Origin of the sequence: Klebsiella sp. GW_Kp182 (assembly GCF_040062275.1) — a bacterium.
Lineage (GTDB): Bacteria > Pseudomonadota > Gammaproteobacteria > Enterobacterales > Enterobacteriaceae > Klebsiella > Klebsiella michiganensis.
Genome location: NZ_JBEAFQ010000053.1, coordinates 62,788 through 77,354, shown reverse-complemented (window position 1 = coordinate 77,354; position 14,567 = coordinate 62,788). Strand labels below are relative to the sequence as shown.

The following is a 14,567-nucleotide window of genomic DNA, read 5'->3' as shown; positions in this document are numbered from 1 at the left end:
GCGCAGAGTAGCTGAATTTCCCGGAGGCGATGCTGCGCATCTGTCCGGGCTACCGATCCGCAGATGGCACTGAACCTGTAGCCTGGGCAAGGCACGTTGAGCGCAGCCCCCGGGAGCAAAAGTGGATATGAAGGGAGACGCGCGCATCTCCCCGCGGTGTTTTACACGTTCACCGCCGCTTTCAGGCGGGCTTTCATCTCACTATAGCTTGTCCAGGCATACTGCTCGGCCCAGCGCTGATCCGCGATAGCCTCCACCTTCACCGCGCAGTATTTGGTTTCCGGCGTTTTCGAGATCGGGTCGAGATTATCCTGCGTCAGCTCATTACAGGCGCCGACCCACCATTGATAGGTCATATACACCGCGCCTTCGTTAATGCGATCGCTGATGTCGGCGCGGGTAATCACCTTACCGCGCCGCGAGCTGACCCACACCAGCTGCTGGTCGGCGATACCGAGGCGCTGCGCGTCGGCGCGATTGATTTGTACCCGGCCCGGCTCATCGGCAAGCGATTGCAGGGCCGCGCAGTTGCCGGTCATCGAACGACACGAGTAGTGGCCGACTTCGCGCACGGTACAGAGCACCAGCGGATACGCTTCATCCGGCGTCTCGGCAGGCGCGCGCCACGGGGCGGCGAACAGCTGGCCTTTGCCGGTTGGCGTATCGAAGAGGTTATCTTTATACAGCCACGGCGTACCGGGGTGATCCAGCGTCGGGCACGGCCACTGGACGTGGTTCATATCACCCATTTTCTCGTAGGTGACGCCGTAGAACAGCGGGCAGAGTTCGCGCATTTCGTCCCAGATCTGCTGGTTATTATCGTAATGCATCGGATAGCCCATTTCGCTGGCCAGCAGGCTGATGATTTCCCAGTCGCGCTTAACATTACCGGTGGCGATAATCGCCTGCTCGAAGCGCTGGAAGCCGCGGTCGGCGCAGGTAAAGACGCCGCCGTGTTCGCCCCATGAGGTGGCGGGCAGCAGCACATTGGCGATTTCGGCGGTTTTGGTCATAAAGATATCCTGCACCACCACAAAATCGAGCGCTTCAATCCCCTTACGCACCAGGCCTAAATCGGCTTCGGTTTGCAGGGGATCTTCACCCATGATGTAGTAGGCTTTGATTTCGCCAGCCAGCGCTTTGTGCGGCACTTCGGTGATCCGGGTACCGACCTGGTCGTCCATGACAGCCGGGTTAACGCCCCATGCTTTGGCAAACTTATCGCGAACGCTGGCGTCGGTGACGTCCTGGTAGCCCGGGAACATATTCGGCAGGACGCCCATATCGCAGGCGCCCTGGACGTTGTTTTGTCCGCGTACCGGACCCACGCCGACGTTGGCGCGTCCGAGGTTACCGGTTAACAGCGCCAGGCTCGCCAGCCCTCTGACGACGTCCACCGCCTGGCCGAACTGGGTGACGCCCATGCCCCACATAATGGTGGCGGAAGGCGCGGCGGCAAACATGCGCATCGCCTGGCGAATTTCAGCGGCCGGCACGCCGACGATCCCTTCGACGGCTTCAGGGGAATAGTCTTTCACCGTTTCGCGATAGGCGTCCAGCCCCTCGGTAAAGCGGTCTACGTAGTCGTGGTTATAGAGATCTTCTTCCAGCAGAACGTGAGCGAAGGCGTTGACCAGCGCCATGTTGCTGCCGTTATTGAGCTGCAGATGGCGATCGGCGATGCGGGCGGTTTCGATACGGCGCGGGTCGCAGACGATGATTTTCGCCCCGTTTTCGCGAGCTTTAATCACCCGGCGGGCGACGATAGGGTGGGAGTCAGCGCAGTTATAGCCAAAGACCAGCAGACATTTCGAGTTTTCGATATCGCTAATCGAGTTGCTCATCGCGCCGTTACCGAGCGCCAATTGAAGCCCGGCTACCGACGGGCCGTGGCAGACGCGGGCGCAGCAGTCGACGTTGTTGGTGTGGAGCACGCCGCGGGCGAATTTCTGCATCACATAGTTGGTTTCATTCCCGGTACCGCGCGATGAACCGGTCGTCATAATGGCGCGTGGGCCGTGCTTCTCCTTTATTTCACGCAGTTTATTCGCCGTATAGCGGATAGCTTCCTCCCAGCTGACCGGGGTGAACTTACCGCCTTTCTGATAGCGAATCATCGGCTGCTGCAGACGCGGCGTCAGTAGCTGGGTGTCGTTGAGAAAATCCCAGCCGTAATAGCCTTTCAGGCACAGCTGGTTTTGGTTGGTGACGCCATCGGCGGCTTCGGCACGGAGAATTTTATTGTTTTCGACGACCAGCTTAAGTTTGCAACCGGCCCCGCAATAAGGGCAAACGCTCGTGATTTTTTTCATCAGTAACAGACCTGTTAACAGAGAATAAACAACAACGACAGACCGGGCCCGGCCCGCCTTTGTCAGGGCGTCATGAGCCAGCGCACCGGCAAATGACGGGAGCGTTATGCATACGCTGTGCCAAAACTTAACTTATTGAATTTGTATAGAATAGTTGATCATCCAGGGCGAGGCGGCGGTGATGTCGACACTAATGACGATGACATGACGCCCGTTCGGGCGTCATCGAGGAAAAATCAGGCCAGCTTCTGGCGCAGCTGCGCGAGGGTGTCGGCGGGTAAACCGACTTCTTCGGCGGCGGCGCAAATCGCCTGCCAGCTTCCGGCGTCCAGCGGTATCCCCTGCGCCAGACGCTGCTGGCGGTTAGCCTCTTCCCACTCGCCCGGGGCCAGAATCGGCGCGTCCGGGTCGTGCGGCGACCGTTTACACCAGTCGATAAACGCTTCGGTCTCGCGCTGCATATCCGGCGCATCGAACGCTTCCGGGCTGAGAATAATGGTGGTCATGCAGTTGAAGATAGCGTCCACGCTGCCCTGCAGCGTCTCCTGATGCGAGGTTTTACCGCCGGATACCGCGCCGCCGATAATTTCGCACAGCGTCGCCAGCGCGTAGCCTTTATGTTCGGCAAAGGTCAGCAGCGCCCCCAGCGGCGACGTCTGCATCACCGCCGGGTCGGTAGTGGGGACGCCGTGAGCGTCGATCAGCGACCCCGCCGGTACCGGGACGCCTTTATGCCAGGCGACGCGGGTTTTACCGAAGGCGATGGCGCTGGTGGCGTAATCCAGCAGCAGCGGCGGATGGCCGGCGCGCGGGAACACCACGCACAGCGGGTTAGTACCGAAGCGGCTGTCTTTCCCACGGAACGGGGCGACCATCACGTTGCCAACGACGTTAACGAAATGGATAGAGATCATTCCGGCGGCCGCGCACTGTTCTGCCCAGTAGCCGATGCGGCCAATATGGTGCGCATTACGCAGCGCCACGGCGGCCATACCGTGCTCTCTGGCTTTCTTAATGCCGATCTGCATGGCTTCATGGGCCACCACCTGGCCGAAGCCGCCGTTGCCGTCCAGCGTGACCACCGCGCCCGCGTCCTTCATCACGCTGGCGTGGCGATTGAGCTGGAGATAACCCTGCGCGTGGGAGCGTACGTAGCTTGGGATCATGCCGACGCCGTGGGAATCGTGCCCGGCCAGGTTAGCGGCAATCAGATGGTCGGCGATAAGCGATGCTTCGGTGAGGGAGCTTCCCATATGGGTGAAAAGGGTTTTAACAAATTGATGCAGATCCGTGGCCTGGAAGCGATGTCCTGTTTGCACTGATTCTCTCCTGTGATTGGGTTGCGAATTCTTGTTTTAGTGTGTTTGCATTTCCATGCTGCGCTGAGCCACGGAGAAGATCAAGGTTTTGAATCTGTGGCGGTAAAGAGAAGAGCTGAGGGGAAAGTGCAGCGTTGAGGCCGGGCAGTCTGGTGATGATATGAGGGATCATTAACGCTGAATGTTCTCTCTGGCGACTTGACTGGGATGGCTCACCGTAGAAAGACGTTGTCTCTCTCTGTCTACGGGGAGGGCGCAAGGAAGGTTATAGGGCATGATATGAGTGAGAGGCATTATTGTAAGTTGTGTTCTAATATATCCGCTGAATGAAATGCCGCTATTTCTTTTTCTCTCAGCGCGAATCTATACATTGTCCGGTTTAACCATCGATACCGGATATTTGGCAGATATTATTTGTGAGTTTTATATTAATCCTAGTAGCCATTAATTATAGCCATATTAAAATCCACTACTGGACTTTTTCATGGCCGGTAAACGATAAAAAATAATTTATTTCTTACGCCCCTGCTCGCGCGCTTTTCAGTATCCGGAATGACCAGTATTTGCGTTACATATTGATTTGCATCAATCAATGCTGCCTGTTCAGATATGAATTTAATTCACATTTCTCTGTCAGGTATACATCCTGCCTTTATTGTAAGCAAATGGTTGTTATTACATACCGGCTTTGTTTGTCTCATGCGTTTCATTTTTACATTTGCCTTAAGATGCCTGAGGAAAGTCTTATAATGGACTTTGGAACAGGCTGGTTGATATTTTTTGGCGCTTTGCTCTACTATATCCGGGTCATCACACACCGTTATCTTTAACACATTATTCCTCACGGGAAGGGACCGCTATGGCTGATACGTTCCAGAATGAGGTGCCCAAGGCACGCATTAATTTAAAGCTGGCTCTGCACACAGGAGGCGCGCAGAAGAAAGTCGAGCTGCCGCTGAAACTCCTCACCATCGGTGATTTCAGTAATGGCAAAGAAGACCGGCCATTATCGGAAAGAGCAAAAATCAACGTCAATAAAAATAACTTCAACAGCGTACTTTCGGAATTCAGCCCGGAAATCAGCCTCACGGTACAGAACACGCTGGCCGGCGATAGCGCCGAAGAAAATATTCAGCTCCGCTTCGCCGATATGAAAGATTTCGAACCGGAGCAGGTGGCCCGCCAGATTCCCCAGCTCCGCGCCATGCTGGCGATGCGTAATTTGTTACGCGACCTCAAATCCAACCTGCTTGATAACGCCACTTTCAGAAAAGAGCTTGAGAAAATCCTGAAAGACCCGGCGCTGACGCAGGAATTACGCGACGAAATGAGCGCGCTGGCCCCGAAATAAACGGCGTGCGTTATTTAATGGATTAACCGGGAATATGCTGATGTCTGTAAATACTGAAACCGCCCCCGCGCAGGGGCAGACCGCTGTACTGGAAAAAGAGAGCGTTTACGCCTCCCTGTTTGACAAAATCAACCTGACCCCGGCGTCCCGCCTGGGCGATATTAACGACTTTCTGGATGATGCCGCGCTGTCCGACGCCCCGGCGGGCGAACGACTGACGGCGGCGATGCAGGTATTTATGGACTGCATCCGTCAGTCCGGAAAGACCGTGGAGAAGCTCGACAAGACCCTGATTGACCACCATATCGCGGAGCTGGATTATCAAATCAGCCGCCAGCTGGACGCGGTGATGCACCATCCTGAGTTCCAGAAGGTGGAATCCCTGTGGCGCGGCCTGAAGCAGCTGGTGGACAGCACCGACTACCGCCAGAACGTCAAAACCGAAATTCTGGATGTCTCCAAAGACGATCTGCGCCAGGACTTCGAAGACGCGCCGGAGCTGATTCAGAGCGGCCTCTACTGGCACACCTACACCGCCGAGTACGACACCCCGGGCGGCGAGCCGATTGGCTCGGTGATCTCCGCGTATGAGTTCGACGCCAGCCCGCAGGACGTGGCGCTGCTGCGCAACATCTCCGGCGTCTCCGCCGCGGCGCATATGCCGTTTATCGGCGCCGTGGGTCCGGCCTTCTTTCTGAAAGAGTCCATGGAAGAGGTTGCCGCCATCAAGGATATCGGCAACTACTTCGACCGCGCCGAGTACATCAAATGGAAATCCTTCCGCGACACCGACGACGCGCGCTATATCGGCCTGGTGATGCCGCGCGTGCTGGGCCGCCTGCCGTATGGACCGGACACCGTGCCGGTGCGCAGCTTCAACTACGTCGAGCAGGTGAAAGGCCCGGACCACGAGAAATACCTGTGGACCAGCGCCTCGTTCTCTTTCGCGTCCAACATGGTGAAAAGCTTTATTAATAACGGCTGGTGCGTGCAGATCCGTGGCCCGCAGGCGGGCGGAGCGGTGAAAGATCTGCCGATCCACCTCTACGATCTGGGCACAGGCAACCAGGTGAAGATCCCGTCGGAGGTGATGATCCCGGAAACCCGCGAGTTTGAGTTCGCCAGCCTCGGCTTTATCCCGCTGTCGTACTACAAAAACCGCGACTACGCCTGCTTCTTCTCGGCCAACTCGGCCCAGAAGCCGGCGCTGTACGACACCGCCGACGCCACCGCCAACAGCCGCATCAACGCGCGCCTGCCGTATATCTTCCTGCTGTCGCGTATTGCGCACTACCTGAAGCTCGTTCAGCGTGAAAACATCGGCACCACCAAGGATCGCCGCCTGCTGGAGCTGGAGCTCAACACCTGGGTGCGCGGTCTGGTGACGGAGATGACCGACCCGGGTGACGAGCTGCAGGCCTCACACCCGCTGCGCGACGCGAAGGTGGTGGTGGAAGATATCGAGGACAATCCGGGCTTCTTCCGCGTGAAGCTGTACGCAGTGCCGCACTTCCAGGTGGAAGGGATGGACGTGAACCTGTCTCTGGTTTCTCAGATGCCGAAAGCGAAAGCGTAAGGCGGGGGCAGGGATGAAAATTTATCGTCCACTGTGGAACGAGGGGGCTTTACTGTCCCCTCAACAGTTCCAGCAGCAGGCTGAATGGGAGTCTTTTCGCAGTGCCGGTGCATCAGCGCTGGCATCCCCATTCCCCTGGGGTGTGGAAAAGGTTGAGTTTAATGACAGTCTTCTCTCGTCCGGTCTGATCCAGATTACGCAGTTACGCCTCTGGCTGGAAGATGGTTCGCTGATTGACGCGCAAAGGAGCGATCTGCCTCCGGCACCGCGTGAGTTAGATGCCAGCCAGCTGGCAGGTCGTGATGCGGTCACTGTTGTCATCGCACTGCCTCACATGCAGCCGGGTGTTGCCAACGTTGAACAGGAAGGCGTCAGAGCAGACCGGCCGCTTCGCTATCGTGAAGAGTGGGTGACGTTGCAGGATGTCTTTGGCTCTGAAGAAGAATCCATGGCCGTTGCCCGGTTTAATCTCACCATACGGTTTGCCCATGAAAGCAATGATTCCTGGAAAGTCTGCCCGGTAGCAAGACTGATCCGGGACGGGCAAAATGCGTGGCGACAGGATCCGTCTTTTATTCCTCCTGTTGCGTCATTTGCGGCAAGCCCGGTTCTTCGCGAACGTCTGGTGCTGCTCAATCGCCAGTTACGCTCCCGACGCCAGCGTCTGATGACGATGCGTCGTGAAAGCAACGAAAGGCTCGCCGATTTTGCCGTCGCCGACGTTTCCCTTTTCTGGTTGCTGAATGCACTGAATTCTCACGCCAGAGTGCTGACAGAATACGAACGTTTTCCTTCCCGTCCGCCTGAACAGGTGTGGGCGGAGCTCGCTCGTCTGGCAGGCAGTATGCTGACCTTTTCCCTGGACCATGATCTTGATGCCATACCGGGTTATGACCACGAGGAACCGGCCAGTGCGTTTCCTCCGCTCTTTGACCTGGTCACAGAGCTGCTGGAAGCAAGTCTCCCATCCCGCGTTATCGCGCTGGAGATGTCCCGATCGGACGGACAGACCTGGAAGGCCAGCCTTCATGATATCCGCCTGCGTGAAGAGGCCGACCTTTATCTCTCTGTGCGCTCGGATATCCCGGCCTGGCAGGTTGCGGAGAAATTCCCTGCACTCTGTCAGGCGGGTTCACCTGACGATGTCCGCGAGATCTATGGTGCGGCACTCAAGGGGATCCCTTTGATCCCGGTGAGCAGGGTCCCGGCAGCGTTACCTGTACGCATGGAAAACCAGTACTTTGCCCTTGATATGGAAAGCCCCGCAGCGCATGAAATGCAGCAGCAGGGGGTGTGTATGTTCTATGTGCCTGAGTTACTTGGTGCCCTGGAACTTGAACTTTTTGCGGTATTGCGCTCATGAGACAGGATATCGATATCGACCAGCTGATGACGGAGACGTGGCTTACCGTCACCATGCTTAAGAAAGGCGCCGTCACGCTTAATGGCCCTGCGCTTTACAACAAATGCGTTAAACAGGTTGAAAGTGTGCGGGAAGCGCTGGAGCGTGCCGGTTATGACGACGCCAGTGTGGAGCATATATCCTACGCACAATGTGCCCTGCTGGACGAAACGGTGATGAGCCGTAAGCCTGAAAAAAGTGAAGAAGGAGAGGAGCCGAAAGTGGATGAAGGCCAGGCGGCCTGGCGTAAAGCGCCGCTTCAGGCCCGTTTTTTTGGCTCACTTCGGGCAGGTGAAGCGCTATGGGATCGCATTGCAGAAGTTCTGCATCAGCCCTCACCGAATCCGGCCGTTTTGACCTGCTATCACCGTGTGATAGCGCTGGGCTTTCAGGGATTATACAGCCTGAAAGCGGTCAGCCAGTCGCAGCGAGATGAGGTAGTGAAAGCCCTTTCTGAGCGGGTTTCTCCACCTGATGCAGGCCTGTCCCTGGTTGTTCACCGGATGGGGAAACATCGCTGGAGTCTGATGCGCTCAGTCTGGTTCTGGATATCGCTCGCCGTCATTCTTACCGGGGTTATCTGGTGGGGTGGCCATCTGTGGCTTCAGGCTCTGTTGTCAGCACAAATACCGGAGCTGCATGGCTAATGCGTAGAACAGTCATTATTCCGGTAGTCCTGCACGCCTTAGCAGCCGTTGCCACATTGCTGTGGCTGCTGTGGTATTTCATCCCGACAGGCAACGTTTTTAAAGGCCTGGCCACTCTGCTGATCCTCCTTCTGGCAGGCTGGACTGTCTTTAAAAACTGTCGGCGTCAGGAGCCCGCATCCGGTGCTACCGTCTCAACTGTTGAACTGCCATTACCCGACACCCGGGGCCCGGTTGTACTGGTGTGTGGTGACATGCCGGATGCGTTGTTTCAGCGAAGCCCTCTGCGTAAAACAGCCCAGGGATGGTGGCTACGGATCGGTGACGTCAGCCGGTTAACTGACGTTGTCCGCAACATACAGACGCAGTTCCCGCGCCAGGTCGGTCAGCTCTCGGTGATGTACCGCTGCCTGCCAGACCATCATCAGGATGAAGCCGTTCTTCGTTCCGCACTGAAAACGCTCCGCCAGCAGTGTAAGCAGATTCAGTCCCTGACGGGCTTCACACTGCCGGTTGTATTGAGTGCCGAATTTTCCGGGCCTGAAACGCCGTGGATAATCGTTCGGGGTAATAAGCCGGTTGTCTGTCCGGTTAATGATTCGCCTCAGGCATTCATTGACTGGCAGCAGGCGGAAGACAATATCCTGGCACTGCCAGCAGTCAGCGAGGCATTCTCCTTTATCCGTAATACGCTGGCTGATGAGCTGGAGAAACCTGACCGGTTACCGGGTGAAGCCGGACTTCGACCGGGAGAGCACGGAGCCGGGCTACGGCTATCTTTGGCTGCGGATGGCGAAGCCGTACTCTGGTGATACATACGGCTGGCACACCCCGCTCACCGACGGTACCGAAGTGGCGATTGCGTATAGCAACGGCGATATCGACCTGCCGTACATTGCGTATGCGCTGCACGACTCTGAGCACCCGGACCACGTCACCCGTGACAATCACACACGCAACGTGCTGCGCACCCCGGCGAACAACAAGCTGCGGATGGAGGATAAGCGCGGCGAGGAGCATATCAAACTCGCCACGGAATACGGCAGGACGCAGCTCAACAGCGGGCACCTGGTGGATGCACAGGGGCAACGTCGCGGCAAGGGCACCGAGCTGCGCACCGATGAGTGGGGAACCCTGAGAGCGGGGAAGGGACTGTTTGTCAGCGCGGATGCGCAGGCGAAAGCGCAGGGTGACGCACTGGATATGAGCGCTGCGCTGAAGGAAATCGACAGGCTTAATCAGCAACTGCAGCAGCTGGAAATGGCCGCAGAAAAAGCGCAGGCGCTGAAGGGGGATGTCGACAGCCAGATACAGATGTTTGAGCAGCGGCTGAAACCGCTAAACGAGGTGCTGCTGATGTCCGCCCCGGAAGGGATGGGGCTGACCAGCGGTGAGCATCTGCAAATGGCGGCCACAAAAAATGTCGCCCTGAATGCTGGGGGGGATATTAGCATCGGAACAATGGGCAACATGACCGCGCTGGCCGGGGAGAAGCTGGGGCTCTTTGCCCGCACCGGCCAGCTGAGCGTCAAATCCGGAGAAGGGCCGGTAGAGGTCCAGGCGCAGAACGCCAGCCTGCGGTTGTTTGCTGAGAAGAAGCTGACGCTGAGTTCAGCGGGTGACATTTCCTTTGCCGGGAAAAAACGTATAACGCTGATCGGTGGCGGAAGCTATCTGCGACTTGAGGCCGGGAAGGTGGAGTACGGGACGACGGCGACGTATATGCGGAAGGTGAAGCGGACTATGGCGGCGGGGGCGGCGAGTATGCCGTTAAATCTGCCAGTGATGCCACTGGTTGATTTATTCACCTCCCAACCGATCAGTCAGAACCTTAAGCCGGTGCTCCGTTTGTCTGATGCGCCAGGAGTAAACGGACTTGCACAATCAGTGCGCCAGTGGCAAATCGTCGAGGCAGGCTCTTACATGCAGGCCATTTCTACCGATGAAGTCCTTATGAACGGACAAACGGACGATGCTGGCAATGTTCTCCAGTCAGAAACACAACAGGCGCAATTGATAAAACTGGCATCACAGTATTCGTCCCGTTTATGGATGGTGGCTGGTGACCGCGCGCACAGGTTGTATTTCAATATGATACCTGCCGACACAGGCAGTGATGCAAAGGACTTCTGTGCACAGGATGCAATGGGATTCCATCGCATGTTCAATTCGGTCTCCGACAACATTCAACCTGGCGAAAAGCTGAAACAATGTATACAGGATGAACAACAGATCAACGGGGCAATACTCGATTCACTCAGGGAGGAAAAATAAGATGGCAGTGCAAAAACTTGATGATGGCATGAATCGGGGGAGTGTGTATTTTGATGACAAAAGCGACAAGAGCTATACAGCCACGTTAACTCACAACCATTGGGTACATTACACCAGTGGCCAGGAGCGTCAGTCAGAAAACTTTGCCGAGTATACCGAAGGTAATGCGGTGCAGGCTTTCCTGGGGGGAAAGGCCTATTTTACTGCGTTACTGACTGCCTTTAAACAGGCCCAAAAATGTGTTTACATCACAGGCTGGCAGGTTAACTGGGATGCCCAACTAGCGGAAGGGGTTCGCCTGGTGGATGCATTACTGGAAGCCGTACAGGCTTCACCGGAACTGCAGGTGTACATTATGCCGTGGAATAATCCCTCACAGGTGGAAACCTATTCGGCGGCAACAGAGCGGGTGTTTGCGGCGATGAATTGTTATCTGAAGCGCAAGGCCTTTTATGTTCAGTGTGCGGATTCTAAATCCGGAATGATGTTTTCGCATCACCAGAAATGCGTGATTGTTGATGAAGAAGTTGCGTTTGTCGGCGGTATTGACCTGGCCTACGGACGCTATGATGACCATTATGGTTTGCAGGCAAATGCAGACGGACGACAGGGGATGAATATGTACAATTCGTGCATCCCGCCTGTTTCGCGGCAAAGCAGTTACAACCCCATGGAGGAATATGTCATCCCGGCAGGGGGATTCCGGCGGGATAACCAGCAGGATGAACGGCAAAAAGCTGAGCGTCGGCAGGCTGACAGTGTACAGCACATTATCAATAACGTGCTCAGCCATCAGCACTGGCAGTCATCCGCCACGTCAAAGGACAGTACCTATCTGGACCCGACGGTCCAGCCCCGGATGCCCTGGCAGGACTACCAAATGCAAATTGAAGGGCCAGCGGTTTATGACCTGGTGCGTAACTTTGTGTTTCGCTGGAACAGTTATAGTCACCCCTATCCGGATCATTCGCTGAAAACCTCTGTTCCTGAACTGGAGGTTCCGGCAGCACCGCCACGGAAAAAAGGCAGTTGCCAGGTGCAGGTGCTGCGCAGTGCCTCACTCGACATGCGTAAAGATGAGCATAAACGTATGCCGGACAGCGCACCAAAGGCCAGGCTCAAACAGGATGATATCCTACGCAGTATCCACCTGCTTATCAGCAAGGCGGAGCACTATATTTATATTGAGAATCAGTTCTTTGTCTCGGCGTTTGGGCGGTCATCGATTAGTGCCGGGAGTGGGCTAAGTCCGGTGGCGGATAGCATTAATCCGTCAGTAGCAGCTTGGGCAACCCGGCTCCTGGCTGATGACACGACACCGCAAAATCCGGTGGCAGAATGGCTGGGAGACCGGGTTAAACGGGCAGTCTTTAGTCATATGCAGCAGGCGTTCCATGTGTATATTGTACTGCCGGTGTATCCAGAGGGGCGGCTTGATGATCCGGCCATTGTGGCGCAAATTCATTTAACCCGACAGTCCTTAGTCTTTGGTTCGCAGAGCCTGCTTAACCGTATTCGCCGTAGCTTATGGGTAAAACAACAACTTGAGCTACAGACGGTCCCGCGCAGGGAGTGGTGGCAGAAAATTACTGAGCTGGAAGAGCAGTGCGGCGATAAGTATAAAACCATTCCACTGGAAGCATGCAATGAGTATGTGACGATGCTGAATCTGCGCGACCACGCTGAACTAAACGGCAGGGCGGTAACAGAGCAGATATATGTCCACAGTAAACTGATGATTGTCGATGACCGCTATGTTCTGGTGGGAAGTGCGAATATCAATGACCGGAGTCTGCAAGGTGACCGGGACTCCGAGCTGGCGGTACTGATATCCGATACAGCCCATTGTTATACGGACCTGGATGGGACGGGCGTTGCTGCCCCGACCCGAAACTTTGCGCGCGAATTGAGACAAAGTGCATGGCGTAAATGGCTGGGCAGCGCAGCGGGAGCGTGTGCAGATGTGCTGGATAAACCGGCACTCAGGACGGGATGGGAAAAAATTCAGATGCTGGCGAAAAAAAATGCCGAAAATTACGAAGCAGTATTCAACTTTATTCCAGGAGATAATTATCAACTGGATGGAGGTAACGATTATCCTGATAGCACTGAAAGTAAAATCAGGTCTTCTGTCTGGCCAGTAATTTCGGTTAATTCTACAGCGGCAGAGTCTGATAAGGAAAATATGCCGTTTTCAGAAACATTCTGGGCTACTAATAGAACAGTCCAGCATAGTAATAAACTGAACGGCGTTAAGGGATATTTTACTATGTTACCCGTTCACTGGACTGAGGGAGAGAATAACCTGATTCCTTATAATATACGACTTATAGCCAATAATAATGGCTTAAATAGTAATGACTTTCAGATTGCTGGTATTTTTGAAAATAATGACAGAAGTGGAGTGTTGCTATGAAAACTCTGTGCTTGCCAGTGTTATCTGTTTGCTTACTCTTTTCATTTAACGCATATAGCCAGGAATGGAAAAATGAGTGTGTGGGCTATTATCAATTAGCGTTGCCAGATAATCTTGAAATAGCATTGTATCAGGTTGAAGATTTTGTTAATCCCAGAGAGCAACCCGAAAACGATGGGGATATAAAAACAAGGTTATATGCAAGCCCAGAAGTAAAGTTCGAAAGGAATACTTTTGTTCGGAATGATAGCTCTGTTCAGGCGCAATTTACTGAATTCTATTACGGGCAATATAAATTGGGCATTTCATCACAGAGTCGCACATCCATTAATTGGGTAGAGTATCGAAACAAAGTAATCGCTAACAGAGATTTTGGTGTGAAGGTTGCCAGGCAATATGAAGATCGTAATCTAGAATTATTTAACGATCCTGTTACGCCAGGATCAGAATTTAAAAGAAAGCATAATTATATCATTAAAGATTATACTGATGCTTTTGTGCTATATGAAAACAGAACTTATAGCCTTTTTGTGAAAAAAGATGAACGTTTATATCATTTCTGGAAGAAATATCAGAAGGACACAGGTGATAAAACACAAACGGCAGAGAAACAACTGCAAGAGAGTGAACCTGAAATTCTTTCATTACTTAACAGATTCCAGTCTCGCAAACTCTATCAGGTTCCCACAGCGCAAGGTTTTTGTATACCCTATGGTTTTATCGCCGGGGATTCTGGCCATGAACTGCGTAATATGGCGGTCACTTACCGTCTGAAAAATCACCCGGATGTGACCATATTTTTTCAGGATTTAGGCATGGAGCCTGGACCAAGGTTTCAGCGTCCTGAAAATGAAAGTGCTAAGGATTTTGTTACTTATTTGTGGAACAGAAAATACCAGTGGTCATCTGTTTCGAAAGAGTTAATCAGCCCGAAATGGCGCCCAATTAAGATGGACGGGCGTGACGGGCTTGGGACTTTTGTGAAGGCAACTTTTCGTGATGTCCCAGTATATGACTATAAGGATCAAGTAATTAATCGCCTGAATTATATTAACTATGGTTATGTTGCTTATGTGCAGGGCAATCATAATGTCAGAAGTATGGAACCTGATTTATTGCTCTATGTTATGCAAGACAGTAGTCAGGTTAAAAAACAACCACCGATGGATAAAGATGACCTAGAAAAACTTGCTGAACATATTGTCAGTTCGATTAAGAGACGGTAATTCATTTATTACTGCTCCCCCAATTTTCTATTCCTTTATTTTCA

Annotated in this window: 8 protein-coding genes and 2 pseudogenes; 8 read left to right on the top strand and 2 right to left on the bottom strand. The window is 54.0% G+C overall.

What is annotated here, in order from left to right; genetic code table 11:
• Positions 1-161 precede the first annotated feature (161 nt).
• Both fdhF and ABLU88_RS22965 read right to left on the bottom strand, forming a co-directional pair.
• Entirely contained in the window at positions 162-2,312 is a 2,151-nt protein-coding gene (gene fdhF, locus ABLU88_RS22970; protein WP_348838065.1) for a formate dehydrogenase subunit alpha, read from the bottom strand.
• Between the two features lie 236 nt (positions 2,313-2,548).
• Positions 2,549-3,631, bottom strand: a complete 1,083-nt coding sequence (locus ABLU88_RS22965; protein ID WP_042945327.1) for a malate/lactate/ureidoglycolate dehydrogenase — start codon at positions 3,629-3,631, stop codon at positions 2,549-2,551.
• An 859-nt stretch (positions 3,632-4,490) separates the two neighbouring features.
• Between ABLU88_RS22965 and tssB the strand changes: the two genes are divergently transcribed.
• The 8 genes and pseudogenes from tssB to ABLU88_RS22925 all read left to right on the top strand — a co-directional run bounded on the left by tssB (position 4,491) and on the right by ABLU88_RS22925 (position 14,523).
• Positions 4,491-4,982 carry a type VI secretion system contractile sheath small subunit gene (tssB, locus tag ABLU88_RS22960; protein ID WP_014229069.1) on the top strand — a complete coding sequence of 164 codons (492 nt, stop codon included), beginning with the start codon at positions 4,491-4,493 and terminating at the stop codon, positions 4,980-4,982.
• Between the two features lie 40 nt (positions 4,983-5,022).
• Entirely contained in the window at positions 5,023-6,558 is a 1,536-nt protein-coding gene (tssC, locus tag ABLU88_RS22955) for a type VI secretion system contractile sheath large subunit (RefSeq protein WP_025108179.1), read from the top strand.
• A 13-nt stretch (positions 6,559-6,571) separates the two neighbouring features.
• Complete coding sequence (gene tssK / locus ABLU88_RS22950; RefSeq protein WP_064377202.1) at positions 6,572-7,921, top strand: type VI secretion system baseplate subunit TssK; 1,350 nt, start codon at positions 6,572-6,574, stop codon at positions 7,919-7,921.
• Complete coding sequence (tssL, locus tag ABLU88_RS22945) at positions 7,918-8,607, top strand: type VI secretion system protein TssL, short form (protein ID WP_049080336.1); 690 nt, start codon at positions 7,918-7,920, stop codon at positions 8,605-8,607. Before tssK ends, tssL begins: the two co-directional genes overlap by 4 nt.
• A pseudogene (locus ABLU88_RS22940) lies at positions 8,607-9,332 on the top strand (OmpA family protein); the annotation flags it as partial. The gene tssL and the pseudogene ABLU88_RS22940, both read left to right, overlap by 1 nt.
• A pseudogene (locus ABLU88_RS22935) lies at positions 9,331-10,881 on the top strand (DUF2345 domain-containing protein); the annotation flags it as partial. The pseudogenes ABLU88_RS22940 and ABLU88_RS22935, both read left to right, overlap by 2 nt.
• Before the next feature lies 1 nt (position 10,882).
• Positions 10,883-13,297 carry a phospholipase D-like domain-containing protein gene (locus ABLU88_RS22930; RefSeq protein WP_348838061.1) on the top strand — a complete coding sequence of 805 codons (2,415 nt, stop codon included), beginning with the start codon at positions 10,883-10,885 and terminating at the stop codon, positions 13,295-13,297.
• On the top strand, positions 13,294-14,523 hold the full coding sequence (locus ABLU88_RS22925) for a T6SS immunity protein Tli4 family protein (RefSeq protein ID WP_048262264.1): 1,230 nt from the start codon (positions 13,294-13,296) through the stop codon (positions 14,521-14,523). The genes ABLU88_RS22930 and ABLU88_RS22925 overlap by 4 nt, the downstream gene beginning before the upstream one ends.
• Positions 14,524-14,567 lie beyond the last annotated feature (44 nt).